Source organism: Acetobacter tropicalis (genome assembly GCF_030644465.1).
Classification (GTDB): domain Bacteria; phylum Pseudomonadota; class Alphaproteobacteria; order Acetobacterales; family Acetobacteraceae; genus Acetobacter; species Acetobacter tropicalis.
This window is the reverse complement of sequence record NZ_JAUYUW010000001.1, coordinates 1125182-1146040: the sequence shown is the minus strand read 5'-3', so window position 1 is coordinate 1146040 and position 20859 is coordinate 1125182. Positions and strand designations below refer to the sequence as shown.

Below are 20859 nucleotides of genomic sequence, written 5' to 3'. Positions count from 1 at the left end.
GCATAAGACACGCTAAAAAATGAAGGCACGTAAAAGGGGGTTTGCAATATCTGCCAAGACAGGCGGGGTAGAGCATTTTGTGGCGGGATGGATTGGGTTTTTGGCGCGATAGCCGCGTATCCCGCCTTAACCCCACTTTTCACAGCCTCAAAATATTCTCCCCAACCTCAAACAGGCCCCTTTTCCACTCACCTCTCAGGCGATGCTGATGGACCGAACCGCCTGTGTGGTGTCTGCTGCTGGTAGATAAGGCCCAGCCGCACGAATGGAGAGAGACAGGATCGCCATATTCCCCTCGGCATGGAGTGCGCCAAGCGGCAGCAGCGCGTTCCCATTGGTCCAGGCAACACCCGCCCATCCCATATCCGCGTGCCAGCCTTCGGGCTTGTCTTCCTGAAGGTGGGTTGTCACGGCCTGCTGGCCTTTTGCTGTAATGAGGGTGACATCCCCCACGGCAACCCCCATCTGGCGGCGATCATCCACAAACGGGCCGATCACATCAGCCGGACGGCTGGCGCGGGAGAGAATACGCACAGCCTGCGTGCCAGACGGCAGCATGAAGCTGTACTGCTCGTCCCGACGCCGTACGGGGCGCAGGGTTGCTCCCTTGTCCGTCACAAGGCGCAGGTCGGCATCATGCACAAGAGCGGCTTTTTCCGGTGCGGGGAGGGCCTGCGTAATGCTCTTTTCACGATGTTCCAGCACATGGAACAGAGGTTGCACAAAGGAGCGATCCACACACAGGGGTGCCCCGGCATCATCCTGCCAGCTCCGCGCTGCGCTGCGCAGGCTTGCCACTTTGCCATCCTGACGGAAGGAGGAGCGGTTACCGGTATCCAGATAGCTTTCCGTCAGCATGCCATCAGCCGTGATAACGGAATGAAGTTCCGTTTCCACGTGATAATAGTCATAGGACAGGATAGATTTGTCATAGAAAATGGTGCGCCCGTTTACCAGCATTCGCACTGGCACAAACCGGTCTTCAAAAAACAGGCAATGTTCAGCGGTAATCAGCATGTCCTTGTAAGGCACGCCATTTGCAACGGCGTCTTTCAGAACGCGCACCGGCCATCCTGCTTCATCATCCGCAAGATGCGGCCGCACCACCGCACGGGCCGTACCCACCCACACAACGGAACGTAGAATGTTGCGGTTGTTCTTCCAGTCAAACGCAATAACCTGATCACCAATCTGGATGTTTTCAACCGCCACGTCCCCGTCCGGGGTGCGGATCATGCTGCCAGCAAGGAAGCAGGTAATTGTACCAGCTTTATAAGAAAAATCTGCTGCTGTAAAATATTTCCCCGTATCAGGGTTGATGGCAGTATTTAGGGTAAGTGTTACTCCATTATTTGTAACAACTTTTATTTTTCCTGTACCATCATCTGTAAATGTTTTGATATTATCATAATTCATTGTCAATGTATCGCCGGGAGCGTAATTTTCAATGGTTACATTTCTGTACTGGTCTGAACCTAGAGTAAGGCTATTCGACTGATTTTTAGACGTATGATCAAACTTGATTACAGTACCGCTTTGTACATTCCCGGTAAAATTGAAAATAGCGTTATCCAGGATAAGAGTTCCACCAGCCCCGTTGAGAGTAGAGCTGTTTGTAAAAGTGGCACCACCCTGCATTGTTAGAGAGGAGCCCGAAGTGATTGTAACCGTTGAAACCTGACTTGTGCCGGATGGCATAATCACATCCCCATTCACATTCAGACCGTTCATGTATTGGGGAGGAGTTCCGGTCATGATTGTCGTCGTACCGGCCGTGCCAGCTGTCACGTATTCCCAATTGTTAGTAGGCCATGCTTGTGTTGTTGTCATTTTCCGATCTCCTGAGTTGCGCAAAATTTTTTCGTTAAGATTTTCCGATCGGATTTATGTTTTTGTTGCGTTAACAATTTGGGTGAGTTAGTAATCTTAACGGTTTGTTAACCTCTGCAGCTCTTAGATTCGGGCTTGCGCAACTCAGGAATTAAGCAAGAAGCTCGTGCGTTCCTTGCTTTGGTTAAGTAAGGATATGAGTTGAGAGTATGGACCGGAAAGTGGGCTACGCACGCGTCAGTACGGTAGGGCAAACCCTTGATACACAAATAAAATCTCTCAAAACATTTGGATGCAAACGCATTTTCAGAGAGAAGGCGAGCGGGGCGGACGGTCAGCGCGTTCAGTTACGCAAAATGGTGCAAACCTTGCAGGAGGGGGACACCGTAGTGGTTACCCGCATAGACAGGCTGGCACGCAGTACATTTGATCTGTTTAGTATTGTTAGAGATATTACCCAGAAAAAGGCGCGGTTTTACTCATTGGCGGAGCCATGGGTTGATACCGCCACCAGTACGGGCCGCCTTATGCTTGCGGTTCTGGGTGGTCTAGCTGATGTGGAGCGTGATCTGATCCGCATCCGCACGGCTGAAGGGCGTGCCAGAGCGATCGAGCCGGGGAGGCGTATGGGCCGTCCTCGGCGGATTTCTGATGCTCAGCGGCAGGAGATTGCGATGCGGAGACAAGAAGGGGAAGCGCTGCATTCCATTGCAAGTGCATTCGGGATCAGTGACAGCACCGTCTCTCGTATTGCGAGCGGGAAAGATAGTCACACCAGCACAAAGCACGCGATCCTTTATTGAATAAGGTAATCACAGAAACATAAGGGGTGTGCGAAAAAAACCGCGTAATGCCCAGCGCAACTTGTATAGCTGCCTTTTACAACATCCCCTCAGAAAACGGTGTTGATGGCGACCTGCGGAGCAATTTTTACGCTGGTGTTATGCCCGGCGTAATAAACGGATGCCCCCGCAATAACACCCCACCGGGCGTTCCAGTTATATTCCAGCGCAGGGGCTACCTGCCAGTCTCCGGAGGAAGATCCCGTCCGGTCCATATACTGCCCGGTTCGGGTGTGCCCCCACACGCGGGAGCCGTTGGCCCAGTCCCGCGCCACGTCAACGGCCAGCACCCACTGGCGGTTGACGCCATATTCAAGGGAAAACCCGGTCTGCCCGCTCATGCCGGGGCGGCCCTTGCCGCGAAATCCCGCCATGGTGCCGTAGGATGTTGTATCCCGTAGGGCGGCGGCATTCAGGGCGCGCCGGAACCAGTTCCAGACCCGCAGGCGCAAGGCATGATGGCCCGGCAACTGATAGGTGGACTGGCTGAGCAGGGCTGTGCGGAACACGTAGGAGCCTGCACCCACGCCATCCTGCCCATGGCCCAGGCGGCTGTAATCTCCGGTGGGGAATACCACCCCGGCAAACAGATTGAGGCCGGGAATATAGCGTTTGGGGTCAGGGTTCAGGAAGCGCCAGATCAGATCAACGGGGAAGTCGCCAAACTTGGGGCCGGAGGAATGTCCCGCGTTTCTTTTCCATCCGTAGCTGATGACAGTATGCGCCTGAATGCTCAGATAATCGGTGATCCCGTACTTCCACATGGTTGAGTTACTGAACAGTTGCTGGCGTGGATGCTGGGGGTGACTGATGCCGTGCGCATCATAATACCCAATGGGCTGACTGTAGGTATAATAGGGCTCAATCCCGGCATCTCCGGCGTGATCTTTCGCGCTGGCGGGGGAGACGAGGGAGCCGGTATACCATTGTTGCTGGGCCTGCGCCGGATGGGTGTACGCAAGAAAAGCGATAGTCACGCCATAATAAAAAAGAGACTTTGTTTGCGCTTTTTGTAGGATACCCATCATGGTCTGGTTCAAAAATCCGGTAGTTCAGAAAGACAAAATCAAAACAGTACAATCTATCAACAAAACGATACGGTTTTGCATCGTAATTGTCGAAAAGAGTTCGGCTTTTTACAGACAGAATCGAAAATATTGCAATCGGATACAGGAACAAAATTTCAGATTTTGACCTCAACGGCCATTTTCTTTATACCGTCGCTCTTTGTTCCACTGGCTCATTGACCATAAGGATAAAGGGGGAAGCGCATGGGCTCAGCCGCTCAGCCAGCCAACACCCGCAAACGCACATATGCCATTCTGGTGGCGCTTGTGCTTGGCGTTGTTTCAGGGTTGGCCGTTCACTCGTTCCTGCCGGCTTATGTTCATGATGCTGAACAGATCGCGTCTTTGCTGACAGGCCTGTTCCTGCGGCTGATCCGTATGGTCATTGCGCCGCTGGTGTTTGCAACCCTTGTCAGCGGTATTGGCAAGCTGGGGGATGATACACTGGTGCTGCGCGTGGGTGGGCGCGTGCTGCTGTGGTTTATCTGCATGTCCTTCCTCTCGCTTATCATCGGGCTGGTGGCGGCCAACGTGCTGCGCCCTGGTGCTGGCTTTTCCGCGCCGCTTCCGTCCGATATTTCCAGCCTGAAGCACCCGTTCCAGCCCATTGATTTCATTCTGCACATCGTGCCCACCAGCATTCTGGATTCCATGGCCCGGAATGACATCCTGCAGATTGTGGTGTTTTCCGTGCTGTTTGGCCTGTCTCTCCCCGCTGCGGGCAAGGCCGGTAAAACCATGCTGGCGTGGTCTGAAGAACTGTCTCACATCATGCTGCGCATGACGGACATGGTCATGGTGCTGGCCCCGCTTGCGGTGTTTGGCTCCATCATGGGCAGTCTGGCCCATAGCGGCATAGATATACTGATACAGTTTGGCCGGTTTCTGCTGGAATTCTACAGCACCATCATGGCGCAATGGGTGGTGCTGACGGGCCTTGCGTTCTGTGTGCTTGGTCCGCGCCTCAAACCGTTGATCAAAAATCTGGTGCAGCCGGTTCTGCTGGGCTTTTCAACTGCCAGCAGTGAATCCGCCTATCCCCTCCTGCTTGAAAAGCTGGAGGAATCTGGCGTGCCCGCCCGGATTGCAGGCTTTGTGCTGCCGCTGGGGTACAGCTTCAATCTTGATGGCTCCATCATGTTCCAGTCCTTCGGGGCCATTTTCATCGCGCAGGCTTATGGCATCCATCTGCCATGGAGCCAGCAGATCCTGATGGTGCTGGTCATGATGCTCAGCAGCAAGGGCATTGCCGGGGTGCCGCGTGCCTCACTGGTTACGCTGGTGGCTGTTCTGCCGCAGTTCGGCCTGCCTGAAAGCGGCATTGCGCTTATTCTGGGCATTGATCATTTTCTGGATATGGCCCGCACCGCCACCAACGTTCTGGGCAACGGTTACGCTGCCGCTGTCTCCGCCAAGTGGGAGGGTGTCCTCTCCGATGGTCCTGCCGAGGATACGGTATAAAACAGCAGAGGGCTTCTTGAAGGTAGAGCAGGGCGCGGCAGGTTCACAGGTGGTCTTTTTTACATCTGAACGTGCTGCGTCTTTGCCCCGCCGGGAGAAAGCGTTTCTACGCCTTCTCCGCTCCCCCATACCGGCGATAACGGAACGCAGGCGGCACGGCGGGCCGCTCCGCAATGGCTTTTTCAATCAGCCCATGGCCGGACGCCCGATGGCAGACAGGATCGGTTGCGCCAGCATCACCAGCCAGCGCCAGCGCCTGACAGCGGCATCCGCCCCAGTCATCTTCCTTGAAGGCGCAACTGCGGCAGGGGTCTGGCATCCAGTCCGTGCCCCGATACAGGGTGAACAATGGTGAATCCTGCCAGATGGCCGCAAGCCCTTCCTCCCGCACGGTAGGAAAGGTGAGGCCCGGAATACTCTCAGCCGCATGGCATGGCAGAACCTTGCCGGTGGGCGAGATATTGATGAACCGCTGCCCCCATCCGCCCATGCAGGGCTTGGGCTGATCGGCATAGTAGTCGGGTGTTACAAAATCGATCGCAATGCGTGTGCCAAAATGCGCGCGGGCGGCGGCCACGGCGCGTTCGGTTTCTTCAAGCTGCGCGCGGGAGGGCAGCAGCGCATCACGGTTCAGCAACCCCCAGCCGTAATATTGGGTGTGCGCAATTTCCACCCGGCGCGCGCCAAGTCGGTCCGCCATGTCTAGCATGGCGGGCACCCGCTCGGCGTTCTGGCGGTGAATAACAAAGTTCAGCGTCAGGGGCAGGCCGTCTTCCACAATCAGACGGGCCGCTTCCAGCTTTTTGGCCTGTGCTCCCGCCATGCCGCCAATACGCTCGGCCTGCTGCGCATCTGCGTCCTGAAAGGAAAGCTGCACATGGTCCAGCCCGGCATCAGCCAACGCTTTCAGGCTGGTGGCGTTTATCAGCACGCCAGACGTAATCAGGTTGGTGTAAAGCCCCAGCCCAACCGCATGTGCCACCAACTCCGGCAGATCAGGCCGGGCCATGGGCTCCCCGCCGGAGAAATGCACCTGCAACACGCCCATGGCGGCGGCTTCTTCCAGCACGCGCTTCCATTCTGCCGTTTCAAGCTCCCCCGCACGCACATCCAGCTTCAGCGGGTTGGAACAATAGGGGCATTGCAGCGGGCAGCGGTGCGTCAGTTCCGCCAGCAGGCTCATGGGGGGCGGGGCAGTGGTCATGCCGTCTGCAATACCTGTTTGTCCGCCAGTTCCTGCACCATGCGCAGCACATCCTGCGCAATGGTCTCACGCGGGGCGGCAAATTTCTGGCACAACTGGTTGATAATGGCCCCCACGGTGCGCTTGCCATTCACCAGTTGCAGAATTTCCGCTGCAATCGGGTCAGCAAAAAAAGCCCGTTCCGGCGCCTGAATAAACCATTGTTCCCGCACACGGTCATATTGCAGCCGCGTGCCACGGCGGAAACGCAGCACTATCTGCTCCGTCATTCCCTCCGTGGCAGGCAGCCCCTCGGTCCCGGCGCTGCCGTTCGCGGGGCTTGCCGTTGCGGCCTCTTGCTGTGCCGCATCAGTGCCAGTGCCAGTGCCAGTGCCAGTGCCAGTGCCAGTGCCAGTGCCAGGAGCGTTTTCTACAGGAGCGGACGCTCTCTCAGGCGAGGCATTGGCTGGGATGGCGGCGTGGGGCGGTTCAGGGGAAGCGGCGGAGGTCGCTCCTGCTCCCGCTCCAGTTTCTGGTGCGTGCGCGGTGTGTGCTGTCATGCATCCTCCTGCGGGCAGAACGCACCCGGCGGAATGTTGCCGGGAGAGACATAGGCATAATCAAGCTCATCCAACATGGACCATAGCACGCCGCACTTGAATTTAAGCGCGTTCAATACCGCCTGCTGCTGCTCAACCGTGCGGGCATGTTCTTTCACATAAGCCAACGCGAAGGCGGAGTCCTGCGGGGCCTGCGTCAGGCGCGGCGTGAAATAGGCCAGCGTTTCTTCCGTCACAAAATCATAGTTGCGCAACATGCCGGACACACGTTCGCTAATGATGGTGGGGGAGAACAGTTCCGTCAGGGAGGAGGCAATGGCTTCCAGAATGGAGCGCTCGCGCACAAAATGCACATAGGCTTCCACCGCAAAGCGAGTGCCGGGCAGCAACCCATCGAGCGATTCCACGTACGCACGGTCCAGCCCCAGCCCATCCGTCAGCTTCAGCCAGCGGGCCACGCCGCCGGTGCCGGGTTCCGTGCCATCATGGTCAATCAGCCGCCGCCGCCATTCGCGCCGCAGTTCCGCCGTGGGCAGGCGGGCCAGCAGGGTGGCATCCTTGGCGGGGATGCTGGCCTGATAATAATAGCGGTTCAGCGCCCACGCCTGCACCTGCCCCTTGGTCAGCTTTCCATCATGCAGCGCCCGGTGAAAGGGGTGCAGGTTGTGGTAGCGTTCCGCACCAATGGCACGCAGGGCGGCTTCCAGTTCAGCGGGGGAAAGCAGGCGGTTGGTCATAATGTTACCCTCATGCCGTCAAAGGCGACGTCCCATCCCGCCTGTTCCACCTCTTTGCGTTCTGGTGAGTCAGACAGAAGAATGGGGTTGGAATTGTTGATATGGATCAGAATCTTGCGGCCAATATGCAGGGGGCGGAAAGCAGCCATGGTGCCATCAGGCTCATCCGCAACGGACATATGGCCCATGCGCTTGCCGGTTTTAACCCCAAGCCCGGCGCGCACCATCTCATCATCCGTCCAGAGGGTGCCGTCAAAGAACACCGCATCAGCGCCGTCCATGCGGGTGCGCAGGGCGTCTGTCATCACCGCGCAACCGGGAATGAACAGGGCGCGGTGTGTGCCGTCAGACAGTTCCAGCCCAATGGTCTCGCCATCTGTCTTCACTTCCGCCGGGTTGGCGCCCTGTTCCGCATACAGGGGCACTTTGCCGGGCACGGCAAACGGCGTGATGGTAAAGCCCGCGGGTTTCAGGGTCAGGGGCTGATCCAGCACCATGGCGTGGCGGGGCACCAATGTGCGGTCCAGCGCTTCAAAAATGGGGTTGGCGTCAAGCTGCGCCAGCACCGGGGCGGCGGCATACAGGTCAAACGCCTGTTTTTCCCGCAGGGTCAGAAGCCCGGTTATGGTGTCAATTTCACCACTGGTCAGCACCACACCGGCAATGGGGGTGGAGCGTAACCCCGTTTTGGGGTGCAGGGCAGGGGTCTGGTTGATTTGGGCCCGTAGGTCGGGCGAGGCATTGAGCACGTACCATTGTGCGCCATCCCCGCTTACCGCGATGGAGGCCTGGGTACGGGCCGGGGCTGTAGGGTCACCTGCGCGGGCGCGGTTGCAACCCGGTGCGTTTGAATTCCATTGCGGGAAGCCCCCGCCAGCGGCAGCGCCAAGAACGATGATATCAAGCATGGGCTGCTTTTAGAGAAAAAAGACCGCCAGCGCGAGTAAGGAACCCGCAATGCTGGCGGTGGAGAGACTTATTTCTTCTGGCCGCAAACGTAGCTGTTGATTTCAGCGCCCAGAGGAATTTCGGTGATTTTCGGTGCGGTCCAGGCCATGATGGCTCTCCCTGTCTGCGTCATGGATAGAGTTTAATGCAGCCCCCGCACGGACAGGCCGCCCAGCAGGCTGCATACAGGCGGAGTGTGAGGAAAAACGGGCACAGTGCAACCTTTTTCCGCCCGGAATCTGGCTTTCAACCGAGTCTTCACGGAACTGTGATTATCGCCGCCGCCTTGCCGGAACGGCTGGGGGCAGGCTCCTTTTTGCCATACAGGATTTGCCACGGCTGCCTCTGGCTTTTAAACCCATACCCACTACAGCAGAACGTAGCTGTCTCTCCCCATGGTGCAGACCATACAGAACATTAGGCAGAAAGAAGGCTCCATGCAGGATATGGTGCGCCGTGCCGGACGCGAGGGTGGATGAATAATCGGGTCAGAGCGCTTTTTGCTCGGGTTTTCCGCAATACGGGGTACCTGCTCACCGGCAAGGGCGCCACAGCGGCACTTGCGCTGGGCAGTACGGCGCTGGCCGTGCGCGCCCTTGGGCTGGAAGAATACGGCATTCTGCTGCTGATCAATTCCTTCACCAGCTCCTGCTCCGTGGGGACGCGGTTTCAGTCCTGGCAGCCGCTGCTGCAATACGGCAACGCCCTGTTCAAACGGGCGGATAAAACCGCATTCCAAACCCTCATGCGCCATTGCGCCGTGCTGGATGGAATGGGGGCGCTCATCGCCCTGACTATCGCGCTGTTATGCAGCCTCTGGCTGGGGCATGCTTTTGGCTGGCCGGAATCCTATGGCCGCATGCCGCTGTGGTATCTGACAGTCGTGCTGTTTATGAACACCGGCTCCGCGCTGGGTGTCATGCGGCTGACCAATAGGTACGAGCTTTCCGTGCTGGCGGATGCGCTCAGCGGTATCGTCCGTTTTCTGGGCTGTATTGCCGGGTTTGTTCTACACTGGACCCTCCAGGATTTTCTGGCCCTGTGGTACTCGTCCTTTGTTGCGGCCTTTGCGCTGGATGGAGTCATTGCCCTCTGGGTGCTGGGCCATACAGATGGGCTCAAGGGGTTCCGTCTGCTGGGCGTTCCGTGGCTCAGTCCCATCAAGGGGCTGTGGCGCTTTACATTCTCCGTCAGTGTCGATCAGGCGCTCTCCCGCCTGTCCACACGGCTTACGGTGCTGGTGGTGGGCATTGTGCTGGGGCCGCAGAGCGCTGCCATTTATAATGTCACCTGGCAGATATCGGACGGCATGGCCCGCCCCGCGCAAATGATGACCCCCGCTTTGTATCCAGAACTCGTCGCCCTGCGGGATAAACGGGATTGGGCGTCCATCCGGCAGGTCACAAACCGCATCCTGCAAGCGCTGGGGGCGTTCTCTGTGGTGGTTATTCTGGCGGCGGCCTTTGTGGGGCCGTGGCTTTTGCATGTGCTGCTTACGGTGCCGTGGTCCGGCACCCGCACCCTGCTGCTGCTTATGACCACCACCGCCATTCTTGATCTGTGGGATGTCCCGCTGGAACCCATTCTGGTCTCCCTTAACCGCGCGCATCAGCTTCTGCTGGGCCGGGTGGCCACCATGTGCGTCTCCCTCCCGTTTCTGTACTGGCTGGCTTCCGTTTGGGGCATGACCGGGGCGGGCCTTGCCACGTTATTGAGTGAACTTGGTATTTTCCTCACGCGTCTTGGTCCGTATCTTGTCATGAACCGCCACAAAAACTTCCAAAATGCTCAGGAAGATGCCGCTCCGTCCTCCCCAACCCGCGAGGCAGAAGAGTGACCTTTTTCAATCCTGAAGCCCCAGTCTGGATTCTTGATACTGGCCGTCTGGGAGAGATGGCGCAGTGCCGCGTTCTGGCCCAAACGCTGGGCATGCCCTTTACCTTTCTGCCATTGGAGGAGGGGTTTACCCTGCCGCCCGTTGTGCCAGACCTCTCGGCGCTGCGGCTTATTCTTTCTTTTGGCAATACGGCAAAAGCGGCGCTGGCCCTGCGCGCGCGTTGCATGGCCTCTCTTCAGGCAGGCGGCACCGGCCTGCGCCCCTTTATTGTGCATCTGGGCCGCCCCAGCCACATTCCAGCGGATGCGTTTGATCTGATTATTGTCCTGCCACAGGATGATTATCCTCTGGCCCCCAACATGCTGCGTCTGGCTCTGCCGTTAAACGGGGCCGCTCTCTCGCGCCCCTGTTTTCCTGATCCCGGCGCACGGCGGGGCGGCACGGTGGTGCTGTACGGCGCCACCAGCAAACATTTCTCGCAAACTCTGGCTTCCACCCGCAATCTTATTCTGTTCACGCAGCGTCTGGCTGCTGCCAACGGAGAGCGTGCGCAGGTGCTGACCGGCCCCCGCACCACAGCGGAGGAAGCCGGCTGGCTGAAAACCCTCACAACGGGAACAGATGTGGCGCTGACTCTGTTCAGCCCCCACACCTGCCGTTTCCAGAACCTGCTGGCCAGCGGCAACCGCTTTGTGGTGACAGCGGATAGCGCCTCCATGGTGGCGGATGCCTGCCGCACCGGCGCGCCTGTGTGGCTCTTTCCGCTCCCTGCGCGGCATACGGCCTCCACCCGTTTGCAGGAGGCCATAGATGCCGCCGGCCTGCGCCCCATACGGCACAGCTTGGTCAGGCAGGGCAGGCTTGGCAGTGGTGCTGATTTCACGCGCTGGCACACCTGGCTGCAACGGATGGGCTACGTGCGGCTGGCCCAGCCGGGCCTTTCTGCTCAGGATCTGACATGGCACCCCGCAGCAGGCCGTGCCGACCGGGATCTGGCTCTGTGCCGGGACCGTATTCTCGCCTTGCCCGGCTTTGCCCGACAGATGCAGGCTGCCATCTGATTGCCCGATATGCAGGAGGGCCGCTGAGCAAACCACACAATGAGCAGCCTTTTCATCATGCCTCGCGGCCCGGTAGCCCTTGTGTCGCCTTACGGAATGGCCACCCGAATAATACCTTCTGCCGGCGGCCTCTTTCGCGGCTATTTGCGTCCTGCTCAAATGGGTCTTTGCAAGTTCGTTCACCTCACGCTTTGCTCTGGTCCCCAGCGTTGCCAGCGCGCCTCAGCCCATGATCAAGCAGGCGTGTTCCGATGGCACAACCCCACAGGGTTTGGCACTGCGTCCCCACCAAGTAGCCCATTCCTTCATGGCCAACGCTCCACGACCATTTGCTGACCCCAGCACCGCTCGCGTTTAAAAACAGGAGAGCCTTGTCTTGACCATCGCCATGCCAGATCAGCCGGTCGATCAGCCCACGCAGCGCCAGACCTGCGCTGTAACCGTTACGTATGGCAGCCGTCTGGCGTTGGTTCAGCAGGTGGTGCAGGGCGCACTGGCCTGCGGGGCTGGGCATGTTGTGGTGGTGGATAACGGCACCGCAACTTCTGTTGCCGCCGGGTTGGCGGCCTTGCCTGCGCGGTTGGGTGCAGACCGTGTCAGCGTGGTGCGTTTGCCAGAAAACAGGGGCTCTGCAGGAGGCTTCCGCGCCGGGGTGGAGGCCGCAGCGGGCCGCCCGGAAACCGGGCACATCTGGCTGTTGGATGATGACAATCTGCCTGCGCCAGATGCGCTGGCTGTTCTGGCAAAAATCTGGCGGCTGATGGGCGCACGGCCAGAGGTGGCGCTTGTCAGCTACCGTCCAGACAAACGCACCTACCAGAAGCTGATTACGCGCGATAAACCCAACAGCCTTCTGCCCAACAGCTTCTTCGGTTTTTCCGTGCAAAGCCCGTGGCAAAAGCAGAAAGTGGTCCACTGGCGGCAGGATGGGCTGGCCTGCTGGTCCATGGATATGGCGGGCTATGGCGGCCTGTGGCTCCACAAGGATGCGTTGCAGAAAACCGGCCTGCCAGACGCCCGTTTCTACCTTTATTTTGATGATTATGCGTTCACCCTGCGCCTGACAGAAGGCGGCGGCAAAATCTGGCTCTGCCAGCAAAGCACGCTGACAGATCTTGAACCCTCATGGACGGACGGCAAAGCCATTCTGCACCCATGGCTGCAACCGGAAAACGGCCCTATCAGGCCCTATTTTTCCATCAGAAACCGCATCATTCTTGAAAAACGCGCCGTGCGCAGCCATGCTCTTTACAGGCTGAACCGGGCGCTCTTTTTGCTGATCAAAGTGTTCTGCGCCACCCCGCGCAGCGTGGGGTATCACCTGCGCCATCCTTTGCGCATGCTCCGCCGCTGGCACCTGATCCGCAAGGCCATTCGGGATGGAGAAGCAGAACGGTTTGATAACACTCTTGTCCATTCTGTCAGAGCCGAGACATCACTGTAATTCCTACGGTTTTCTATTACTCAAAAAACACATAGCCAGCGGACGCCTGTTTCCCGCACTCATGCCCGGAAGGTGATTCTCCCCTGCCCGAAGAGGTCAAGCGTCCTCAAGGGCGGGTGCCCAAGCGGATGATCAGGGTGTTCTCACGGCGTTGAATAGCATCCGGCTGCGGCCAGACGGGCAGGGTCCGGGCAATTTCTTCCAGCCGGGGCCGTGCCGGGGCATCGGGGGGATGCAGGTTGGCCAGTCCGCTTATGGTCATGAAGGCCGTAATCCGGTCCGTATTTCCCTCATCCCATGCCAGAAAGGATTGGCCAAAGGCATCATAATGGTCGTGCTGCCAGAAATTATGTCTGCGGTAGGGACCATAAAAATAAACCGGCGTCCTGTTTTCATTAAAGTCTGGATATTTTCTATAAATATCAGCAATAATGCGCGTGGAGACAGATGTGTCCGCCTGCCACTGAATATAATCAGCAAAGGCCAGTCGGCTGGCAATGTGGCTGCCCAGAAGCGTGAACAGCGCCACCACCAACCCCGCGCTTACCCTGCGCAGGGGCTGGGTGCTGTTCTTCAGCAGGTTTTGCAGCCCCAGCGCCCAAAGGCCGCCAAAACACGCCCCCTGAATGATAAAGGTGCGGCCTGCCTGCCCCTGTGCCAGAGCGAGCGGCAGAATGTAGGGAAAACAGAGTAATAGTAGCGCCAGTATCAGGATCATCCCACCGCGCAGCAGGCCAGCGCGGATGGCCCGCATGGCCAGAAATGCCAGCGGAAGCAGACTGGTATCATACAGCATTTCCCCATAATAATTATGGCCTTTTGCAGCCTCTGCCGGCACATGCAGCACATAATGCAGCGCCGTGCGGAAGGGCAGATGCAGCCAGCCAACCTGCGCGACAAAATACGCTCCGGCGCTGGGCACGCCCGTCAGGCGTAACACCAGATGCGCGGCTTCATAATACACCCCAAGCGCCAGACCGGATAACAGGGCAGTCAGGCCAATCAGCATACAGGCTGGCCTGATCTCCCGCCCGTTCAGCAGCATGGTAAGGGCGTAAAACAGGCTCATGCAGGCAGGAAAGACAATAATGGGCTGGTAAATACCTGCGGCCAATACCATCAGCCCAACGGAGGACGCTGCCAGCAGACACGCTTGGAGTGCGCTGCGTGCGCGGGCTATGGCGGGAAGGGGAATAAACGCGCCAATAGACAGCAGATAGCCCAGCGGAATGATGGCTTCCTGCAAATGGAATTCCATCTGGTAACAGAATTGTGGAAACACCACGCACAGCGTTGCGCACACGTTACGCGCCAGTTGATCCCTGAACAGGGTGCAGGCAAATGTCACGGCGGAACAGCAAAGCATCCCCACCGCCAGCAGTGCCGTGAAATAACCGTTGAAGGGGCCGGGCAGAATAAAAGCCCGTATGAACGCCATGATAAAGCGGCCCAGCGCAATATCGTGGTCCACAAAACCGTAAACGGCATAGACTTCATCATCAATATGCATGCCGGGCACAAAGACAAACCCGCCATACACGCACAGCCCCAGCACCACCGTGAGCAAAAGCGGGATGCGTGTCTGCACCAGTGCCATCCAGCCGTTTTGTGCCCAGGCGTCCAGATGGGAGAGGCGGTGTGTTGTCATGCCGTGATGCTCTGCTTCCATGCTGCGTCCTGATACCGCGTGGCCCGAGTGACACAGGAAAGGCAGCGTCGGTGTGTCACACTGGGGCGGCGTGGGAAATGATGAGGAAAAAGCAGTGGTTAATGGGAAACCGTAGCCGGTTGCGCGGCTAATGTGCCCGGAATGGTCACAGGGTTGGCAACCCCTGCATTCTGGACGGCGGCCTGAGCAGCCCCCCCTGCTGCCGCGTTGCCCAGGCTTGTGCCCGTGCTCACCGTGCCCGAAGCACCAGTGTTGCTGCCCGCTACGGTAGCTTGCGGCACCCCTCCGGTAACGGCTGTGCCGGTGTTTACACCCGTTGCCTGCGCGGCGGCTCCCTGCGCATTCATCATGGTGGAGGCGTGCAGGATGGTCTGCCCTTTGATCTGCGGTTGCCTGAAGCCGGAAACCGGACCTAACGGACTGTTGGAGACTTTCTGCATATCCGGCATGGGGCGGCGTACACAGCCGCGCGTAATGACGGAACACACGCCATCCGCGCCAAGAATTTCATCATTGTCGCCACTGTAATGCAGGTCCACCACCTCGCCATTGGCAACGCGGATATCGGCAATGCAGGTCTTGCCAGCACCCCCCAAGGTGGTTTCTACAATATTCACCATGGATTGCAGCGGGATAAAGGTGGAATCATTGGTGGCGGGAATATTCAGTGTGCGTGAATATTCATAAACTTCCGTGCCGTCTTCCAGCTTTTTTACCTTGTCCGGCACGCCTATGCACCCCTGCACATCACTGCTGCTCATACCAATAAGGGAAAGCTGGGCGCGGTGGGCAGTGCGGGAATCAAAATACCCGCATCCTGTCAGGCTGAGTGCAGGCAACAATATCCCCGCAACCACGGCCTTTCGTGCGGCAACAGAGGCAGGCATGCCAGAAAGCAGCGCAGAAGGAATGGGGCTCAGGGCACGGCGAAGGCGGAACGTCATGGGGGGCAGAAATGTCCGGCTGAAGAAAATATGCCCTTTACTGTAGCATCTTGCGCCAGGAAAGGAATGTTACGCAGCGTTGCATTTCCTCCTCTTTCTCATGCCAGATCTTTTCTATGGCAGAAGTGGGTTCTTATTCCGGCTCATGCTGGCGCTCGGCATGGCCCAGATCAGCATAGAGAACGGCCAGAAGAGGCAGCGGCCATACAAAGGGCAGGGGGGCGTGCAGCCGCAAGGCGCAGGTTGCCGCCATGGCTCCTATAAAGAACGCCACCCATGCCATGCCCGGCAACAGAATTGCACCACGCGCCGGGCGTTGGGCAGTGCTGCCGGGCCACAGGCTGGCCAGCCATCCCGCCACGGCGGAGGCGCATTTCAACAGATTGCTGGTGACCACAATGGTCTGGATGGCTGTACCGGAAAAACGGGAAATCGTCTCACCCTGCACGGCCATGAAGGCGGGCAGAAACAGCAGTTCACACACACGCTGGGCGGGGTGGCCCTGTACAGCCTGTGTCAGCACCAGCAGCCCCGCCATAATCAGAAAGCCGCGTGCAGGCACCCCCAGCCGTCGTACAAGACCCGCCAGAACAGCACTGCTAAAAAACACGGCCACAATGGCAGCCACTTTCAGCCCGTGCCCCCAGTCTCCGCTGGCCAGTGCGGCCCCCATGTCCGTGGTGTTGCCGGTCATGGCGCCGACAAACACGCCGCCCAGCTCCACAAACCCCAGCGCATTGCCGTAACCCGCAATCATGCCCAGCAGCGCAATGCGTTGGGCAGAGCGGGAAACAGGGGCAAAGGACTGGGCCGGTATCTGGGCCATGGCGGGTCTTTCTTATTTATCTGTTGCGCGTCAGGGACGGCTCAACCGTGCGGGCGGCTGAGGGTGGAGAGCAGAATACCGGGCAGAAGCCGCTGGTTATCATATGGTGGGGGCGCACGTTCCAGCACCAGATAGGCATCACCCGCTGGCAAAGGGCCGGTGCAATAGGGGGTAGCCGTCCCGGCATGCACGGCCCATTGGGCTACGGCCGTTCCATCCCGCAACAGCGTGACAGGTTGGGGCGGAGCAGAAGACCGGCCGCTTGCGTGCATTGTCAGACACAGGGGGGCAGAGGGGCCTGTCAGCCGCACCATGATGCCAGCCTGTTGTGCGCCGCTCCATGCACCATCCGGCCCCACACTGGCCCACCCCCGCCACAGCATGGCTGGCGCGGTCTGAGGTGTGACCGCAATGGCAGTATTCTGCGCGTGATCATACAAAAGTTCTGGTGCGCGCTGCCTGTTTTCAGCAAGAGGTTCAGGGGGAAACAGGGCTTTGTGCCATATCATGACAGGCGTATTGTCCCACATCACTGTTTCATCCGGGGGGCCAAAACTGCGGCGGGCCAGATCCATGCAGCTCTCCCTGTTAGCGCAGAGCTCCTGATCAGGCAGGGCAATAAAAAACTCTCTCATGGCAGCAGGGGGCTGTGTCCCACGGCTGTTCTGGGTATGGTCTTCCGGTCGGTACCAGGCATCAAAAACCTGTTCATCACGGGGTTGGATCAGGTTTCCCCCTTTCAGCGCCACTGGCCGAATGGTCACGGCTCCTGCGCTCAGCAGACGGCTGGCATTGGCCTGCGTGGCCCAGTAAGCGCCATATCCCTGCGTAAGCCCGTTGGTTTGCAAAAAGGCAAAAAGCCCTTTGAACCGCGCCATACTCTCATCTTGTGCTGACCGCATGTCTGCTGCGGGAAACAGGCCCGCCAGCACAAACCCGGCCCCCGCGCAGGCCAATGTGGCGCGCAGCGCCATCGCCCACCCGTTGCCGGTGCTCAGACGCGCGACATCTTGGGGAGAGGGGGTGGCCTCCTCCGGCACAGGGTTGCTCAGGCCTTCTGCGTTGTTTCTGTTTTTATCACGGGTTTTGCGCACGCAGGCTGCGTCAGGCAGGGCAAGTGCCAGCAGAAGAGGCACCAGAAACGCAAACTGCCCCAGTAGCCGCGTGGTGTTCAAATCCGTTGCCAACGCGGAGAGGCAAAATGCGGAAAACGTACCCCCCAGCGAAAGAATGCAGAACAGCGCCAGAAAAACCCGCGTGTGTGGAACCGTTTTTTGGAAGGAAGAGCGGGTAAGGCAAATGCTCGCCAGCACGCCCAGACCACACAACCCTGCAAGATCACCCCACCGAGCCCATGGCTGCGACAGAGCAGAGGTGCCCGGAACCATATGCAGTAAAATCGCCAGACCAGAAAAGCCGAGTGCGGCATGATGAGGAATGTCCGCCAGCGGTCCTTTGGTAAACTGCGTGCCCGGAATGCCCGGAAACAGTCCAAACCCATGTGCTCCCGCCAGCCATACGGGCAGAGTGCTGGCAATAAGCCACAGCGCGGTTTTTCTGTGCTGCGGTGCGGAGGGCAAAAGGCTCAGCCCTACCCCTGCGAGTGTGAGAGGGAGAACAAACGCGGCCCGTGCCCATGGGTCAGAGATCGCGGCCACCAGCAGCAACAATGTTGTCAACGCCAGCAGCCAGCGGGAGGCCCCCTTGAGCACCAGCATGCACGGTACAAGGGCTGCCAGCCCCCAGAAGCATGTCATGCCATGGCTGGCCGGATGCGCCAGAAACCCCACAGGCCCCAACGCCAAAGGGTTGAGAAACAGCAGCACGCCAAACAGCCCCAGCCCCATTCGCCATGCGGCAGGCCGGGGGGCGGAGGCCAGCATTACAAGCACCCCGCACAGGGCGCAGGTTGCCACAAACCCCAGCCACCCACACAGGGCAGGTAGCCATGGTTGCTGCCCCAACAGGGCATAAAACGGAAATTGCGGCACAATGACAGAAAGGAGCCAGTTATCCTGTGTGCCGTGCCACGCGTTCAGTGCTGTCAGACCATGGGTCAACAGGGCTTCCGCCACTACGGCAGGCGTGGCGCGGTCGGCATCCGGCGGCACAAAGGCCGCGACCTGAAAACTGCGGCAAAGCCCCGCCGTAATCAGCCCCACAAGCAGACAGACCACCAGACCTGAGAACCGTTTTTTTCCAACATGCCCCGTGCCGGAACCCTGTCCTGCCGTTTTCAAAAGCAATGTCCCCGCCTGCCAGACTACCCCTTCCGTCTGTGCCAACCCCCTGTTCCGGCGTCAACCAAAGGCCACGCGGGGCAGGCGCGCATCAGTAAGGCAAGAAGATACCCCTCAATATGGTCAAGACATCTCAAGCCGCCTCCTCCGGCTTGCACACCAGAAGCGGCGGCGTTCCACAAAATGGCTGAAACTCCGCCAGTGGTAAGGGGAAGCGTTGGCTCCGTGCGGTTCAAACTATGCGGGCGGCCCTTACAGGGATGTTGAAAGAACGGTGGTCTTTGTACGCTGCCGGTAGGGTTTGAACAGCAGGATCGGTACCAGCATCATCAGAAACTGGCTGGCAATTCCGGGCAGACTGAACATCACGCCGTTCTCGCCACCCGTAACCAAAGGAGAGCCCGAGGTTGAAAGATAGACAATCTGCATGGGGCTATGCGTCAAGTCATGCCCGGGCATACCGAGGATAATGCCAGCAAGGTCCGCCGTGGCGTGTGCCCCGATGCCAAGCCACAGCGAGCCTGACAGACGCCGCAGCCCGCACAGCAACATACCGGAGAGGAAAATCAGGACGATCTCAACAATGTTTTCGCCCTGATTGTGTAAGTGGCAAAGCGCGAACACTAAAGAGGTTGTTATGGCGGCTCCCCACCACCCCATGCCACATTCCAGCTTTTGCAGGGGGTAGCCCCGGAACCACAATTCCTCTGTCATGGCAACAAGCAGCAGCCAGCAGGCTGAAACCACCGTGATCAGCAAGGTTGTCGTCGCAGGCCAGACCAGCCCGGTTATATGGAAACCGCCAAAAGCATATTCAAAACCGCCCAGTAACAGCATACCTACCGCGGAAAGGGCGCAACCGTATAAAAAACGCAGGCTACCCGTTTTGTTTAAGGGCAGGCCACAGAACGCGGCATTTTTCCGATCACAAACCGCGAAAATGATCGTTACCGTAAGCACGGCCAAAAACATCAGGATTTCCGTAAACACGAAATCCATAAGCTCAATGAGTGCCTGAGACCCACCAGATAAAGACGTGTGGAAAATGTGCGCCAGAACGTGGGGGTTATGAAGGGATAACACCACCGGAATTGTGAGGAGAAAAAACAGTGCGGCAGGCCAAATATATTTCATTGTCCTGCGCATTCTCAAAACCCTTATCTATTCATGCATGCTCCGCCATGTTCTGAACAAAGGGCGCACCAAGATACACTCAATTATAACTATATCGGAACGGTATAGCGGCTGCGGGGCCACCGTCAATCCCAACAGGATTATCCATTATAATACCGCCCTGCACCTGCAAGAAAAAGCACGATCCGTCTTGATGGACAGGGAATGCGCCCCATGACAGGCGTGGTAGATAATATTGCGTCCATGTCACGCAGGCAGAGCCGATAAGATAAACGTCGTAGCCTGATTATCCTTGCGCATTCTGAAAGCCTGTATGGTGCCGCAGCACAGAAACATAGCGCACTTTCTGGAGAGATGAGAGCATAAAAGCCTCCCCCTCGGGATGGAAGATCATGTGATGCCGCCTGTACCGCGCATGCACCCAAAACCCAGCCATCTTCCCTCTGCTCTTGCTGGCGGCGCGTATCTGCCCCACTCTGGCGCACCTTGGATCACGCGTTTCATTTTGCGTTAGGAGCATGTTCATGTCGGCATTTCGTCCGGTTTTCAAAGCAGTGGCCACTCTGGCTCTTTCTGGCTGCGCCGCGGTGGTGGCTCTTGCCCCCCTGGCTCCACAGCAGGCCCATGCCGCCAAAATCCTGAAAGTGCCAGCCGTCCCCCCGTCCATGACAGCCACCACAGCAGCCCCAGGCGTGCTGGATTATGATGGCATTCCCACGGTGGAACATGCTTCTCCGGCCAACGTGGCGGGGTTGATGGCCTATTGCTACAGCCACAAGCTGGTCACAGACACAACCGTGCGCTCACTGGGCCGTAAGCTGGCTGCGCGGGAAGGGGTGGCCACCAACCCGGCCTATGCATGGGGCGGCACCGGGCAGTTGGAACTGGGCGGAAAGACCATGTTTGATGTCACAACCCTCAACCGGGACCAGCGCGCCGCCGTGTGCAGCCGCTCCGCGCTGCGCGGCCCGGATTTGCTGAAAAGCCGCTAACCCCATACCCTGAGACCGCCCTGAAGGAAAACCCGGCGGGGCGGCGCAGGCCATGCGGTTGCTGTGTGTCACGGCACGTTTTTC

Annotated in this window: 18 protein-coding genes; 6 read left to right on the top strand and 12 right to left on the bottom strand. The window is 58.5% G+C overall.

The features are described 5' to 3' along the window. Positions 1–195 precede the first annotated feature (195 nt). Positions 196–1830 carry a Hint domain-containing protein gene (locus tag QWU00_RS05170; protein WP_081938960.1) on the bottom strand — a complete coding sequence of 545 codons (1635 nt, stop codon included), beginning with the start codon at positions 1828–1830 and terminating at the stop codon, positions 196–198. A 209-nt stretch (positions 1831–2039) separates the two neighbouring features. Here QWU00_RS05170 and QWU00_RS05165 point away from each other — a divergent pair, with 209 nt between their 5' ends. Further along, a complete protein-coding gene (locus tag QWU00_RS05165; RefSeq protein WP_035378299.1) occupies positions 2040–2633 on the top strand; it encodes a recombinase family protein in 594 nt (197 codons plus the stop codon). A gap of 89 nt (positions 2634–2722) precedes the next feature. Here QWU00_RS05165 and QWU00_RS05160 read toward each other — a convergent pair whose 3' ends face one another. Then, positions 2723–3700 carry a hypothetical protein gene (locus tag QWU00_RS05160; RefSeq protein WP_231551607.1) on the bottom strand — a complete coding sequence of 326 codons (978 nt, stop codon included), beginning with the start codon at positions 3698–3700 and terminating at the stop codon, positions 2723–2725. Between the two features lie 243 nt (positions 3701–3943). Between QWU00_RS05160 and QWU00_RS05155 the strand changes: the two genes are divergently transcribed. After that, complete coding sequence (locus QWU00_RS05155) at positions 3944–5200, top strand: dicarboxylate/amino acid:cation symporter (protein WP_035378301.1); 1257 nt, start codon at positions 3944–3946, stop codon at positions 5198–5200. A 106-nt stretch (positions 5201–5306) separates the two neighbouring features. On the opposite strand, the gene pqqE is transcribed toward QWU00_RS05155, so the two are convergent. From pqqE to pqqA, 5 genes are all read right to left on the bottom strand, one after another. Next, complete coding sequence (pqqE, locus tag QWU00_RS05150) at positions 5307–6404, bottom strand: pyrroloquinoline quinone biosynthesis protein PqqE (protein ID WP_035378303.1); 1098 nt, start codon at positions 6402–6404, stop codon at positions 5307–5309. Then, a complete protein-coding gene (gene pqqD, locus QWU00_RS05145) occupies positions 6401–6673 on the bottom strand; it encodes a pyrroloquinoline quinone biosynthesis peptide chaperone PqqD (protein ID WP_006560022.1) in 273 nt (90 codons plus the stop codon). The genes pqqE and pqqD overlap by 4 nt, the downstream gene beginning before the upstream one ends. Before the next feature lie 266 nt (positions 6674–6939). After that, positions 6940–7680 (bottom strand): pyrroloquinoline-quinone synthase PqqC, encoded by a 741-nt coding sequence (gene pqqC, locus QWU00_RS05140; protein ID WP_035378305.1) that lies wholly within the window; start codon positions 7678–7680, stop codon positions 6940–6942. Then, on the bottom strand, positions 7677–8588 hold the full coding sequence (gene pqqB, locus QWU00_RS05135; protein WP_035378307.1) for a pyrroloquinoline quinone biosynthesis protein PqqB: 912 nt from the start codon (positions 8586–8588) through the stop codon (positions 7677–7679). Before pqqB ends, pqqC begins: the two co-directional genes overlap by 4 nt. A 68-nt stretch (positions 8589–8656) precedes the next feature. Next, entirely contained in the window at positions 8657–8737 is an 81-nt protein-coding gene (pqqA, locus tag QWU00_RS05130) for a pyrroloquinoline quinone precursor peptide PqqA (protein ID WP_035378309.1), read from the bottom strand. Between the two features lie 366 nt (positions 8738–9103). On the opposite strand from pqqA, the gene QWU00_RS05125 reads away from it, so the two are divergent. The 3 genes from QWU00_RS05125 to QWU00_RS05115 all read left to right on the top strand — a co-directional run bounded on the left by QWU00_RS05125 (position 9104) and on the right by QWU00_RS05115 (position 12970). Beyond that, the gene (locus QWU00_RS05125; RefSeq protein ID WP_052051183.1) at positions 9104–10465 is read left to right on the top strand and encodes a lipopolysaccharide biosynthesis protein; all 1362 of its coding nucleotides are present in this window, start codon (positions 9104–9106) and stop codon (positions 10463–10465) included. Further along, a complete protein-coding gene (locus tag QWU00_RS05120) occupies positions 10462–11526 on the top strand; it encodes an ELM1/GtrOC1 family putative glycosyltransferase (RefSeq protein WP_035378311.1) in 1065 nt (354 codons plus the stop codon). The genes QWU00_RS05125 and QWU00_RS05120 overlap by 4 nt, the downstream gene beginning before the upstream one ends. A 376-nt stretch (positions 11527–11902) precedes the next feature. Continuing rightward, a complete protein-coding gene (locus QWU00_RS05115) occupies positions 11903–12970 on the top strand; it encodes a glycosyltransferase (RefSeq protein WP_035378313.1) in 1068 nt (355 codons plus the stop codon). Positions 12971–13076: 106 nt separating this feature from the next. On the opposite strand, the gene QWU00_RS05110 is transcribed toward QWU00_RS05115, so the two are convergent. From QWU00_RS05110 to QWU00_RS05090, 5 genes are all read right to left on the bottom strand, one after another. Next, a complete protein-coding gene (locus QWU00_RS05110; RefSeq protein WP_304651028.1) occupies positions 13077–14618 on the bottom strand; it encodes a glucosyltransferase domain-containing protein in 1542 nt (513 codons plus the stop codon). Positions 14619–14737: 119 nt separating this feature from the next. After that, entirely contained in the window at positions 14738–15583 is an 846-nt protein-coding gene (locus tag QWU00_RS05105) for a hypothetical protein (protein WP_052051184.1), read from the bottom strand. A gap of 133 nt (positions 15584–15716) precedes the next feature. After that, on the bottom strand, positions 15717–16409 hold the full coding sequence (locus QWU00_RS05100) for a YoaK family protein (RefSeq protein ID WP_081938961.1): 693 nt from the start codon (positions 16407–16409) through the stop codon (positions 15717–15719). A gap of 41 nt (positions 16410–16450) precedes the next feature. Continuing rightward, positions 16451–18694, bottom strand: coding sequence for a hypothetical protein (locus QWU00_RS05095; protein ID WP_035378318.1), 2244 nt, complete (start codon positions 18692–18694; stop codon positions 16451–16453). Between the two features lie 207 nt (positions 18695–18901). Next, on the bottom strand, positions 18902–19783 hold the full coding sequence (locus QWU00_RS05090) for a CPBP family intramembrane glutamic endopeptidase (protein ID WP_035378319.1): 882 nt from the start codon (positions 19781–19783) through the stop codon (positions 18902–18904). A 524-nt stretch (positions 19784–20307) separates the two neighbouring features. Between QWU00_RS05090 and QWU00_RS05085 the strand changes: the two genes are divergently transcribed. Continuing rightward, positions 20308–20775, top strand: a complete 468-nt coding sequence (locus tag QWU00_RS05085) for a hypothetical protein (RefSeq protein ID WP_052051185.1) — start codon at positions 20308–20310, stop codon at positions 20773–20775. Positions 20776–20859 lie beyond the last annotated feature (84 nt).

Bases quoted from the DNA above. Each gene is read 5' to 3' on its own strand.
- QWU00_RS05170 (WP_081938960.1), bottom strand. From the start codon at position 1,830: ATGACAACAACACAAGCATGGCCTACTAACAATTGGGAATACGTGACA.
- QWU00_RS05165 (WP_035378299.1), top strand. From the start codon at position 2,040: ATGGACCGGAAAGTGGGCTACGCACGCGTCAGTACGGTAGGGCAAACC.
- QWU00_RS05160 (WP_231551607.1), bottom strand. From the start codon at position 3,700: ATGATGGGTATCCTACAAAAAGCGCAAACAAAGTCTCTTTTTTATTAT.
- QWU00_RS05155 (WP_035378301.1), top strand. From the start codon at position 3,944: ATGGGCTCAGCCGCTCAGCCAGCCAACACCCGCAAACGCACATATGCC.
- pqqE (WP_035378303.1), bottom strand. From the start codon at position 6,404: ATGACCACTGCCCCGCCCCCCATGAGCCTGCTGGCGGAACTGACGCAC.
- pqqD (WP_006560022.1), bottom strand. From the start codon at position 6,673: ATGACGGAGCAGATAGTGCTGCGTTTCCGCCGTGGCACGCGGCTGCAA.
- pqqC (WP_035378305.1), bottom strand. From the start codon at position 7,680: ATGACCAACCGCCTGCTTTCCCCCGCTGAACTGGAAGCCGCCCTGCGT.
- pqqB (WP_035378307.1), bottom strand. From the start codon at position 8,588: ATGCTTGATATCATCGTTCTTGGCGCTGCCGCTGGCGGGGGCTTCCCG.
- pqqA (WP_035378309.1), bottom strand. From the start codon at position 8,737: ATGGCCTGGACCGCACCGAAAATCACCGAAATTCCTCTGGGCGCTGAA.
- QWU00_RS05125 (WP_052051183.1), top strand. From the start codon at position 9,104: ATGAATAATCGGGTCAGAGCGCTTTTTGCTCGGGTTTTCCGCAATACG.
- QWU00_RS05110 (WP_304651028.1), bottom strand. From the start codon at position 14,618: ATGACAACACACCGCCTCTCCCATCTGGACGCCTGGGCACAAAACGGC.
- QWU00_RS05105 (WP_052051184.1), bottom strand. From the start codon at position 15,583: ATGACGTTCCGCCTTCGCCGTGCCCTGAGCCCCATTCCTTCTGCGCTG.
- QWU00_RS05100 (WP_081938961.1), bottom strand. From the start codon at position 16,409: ATGGCCCAGATACCGGCCCAGTCCTTTGCCCCTGTTTCCCGCTCTGCC.
- QWU00_RS05090 (WP_035378319.1), bottom strand. From the start codon at position 19,783: ATGAAATATATTTGGCCTGCCGCACTGTTTTTTCTCCTCACAATTCCG.
- QWU00_RS05085 (WP_052051185.1), top strand. From the start codon at position 20,308: ATGTCGGCATTTCGTCCGGTTTTCAAAGCAGTGGCCACTCTGGCTCTT.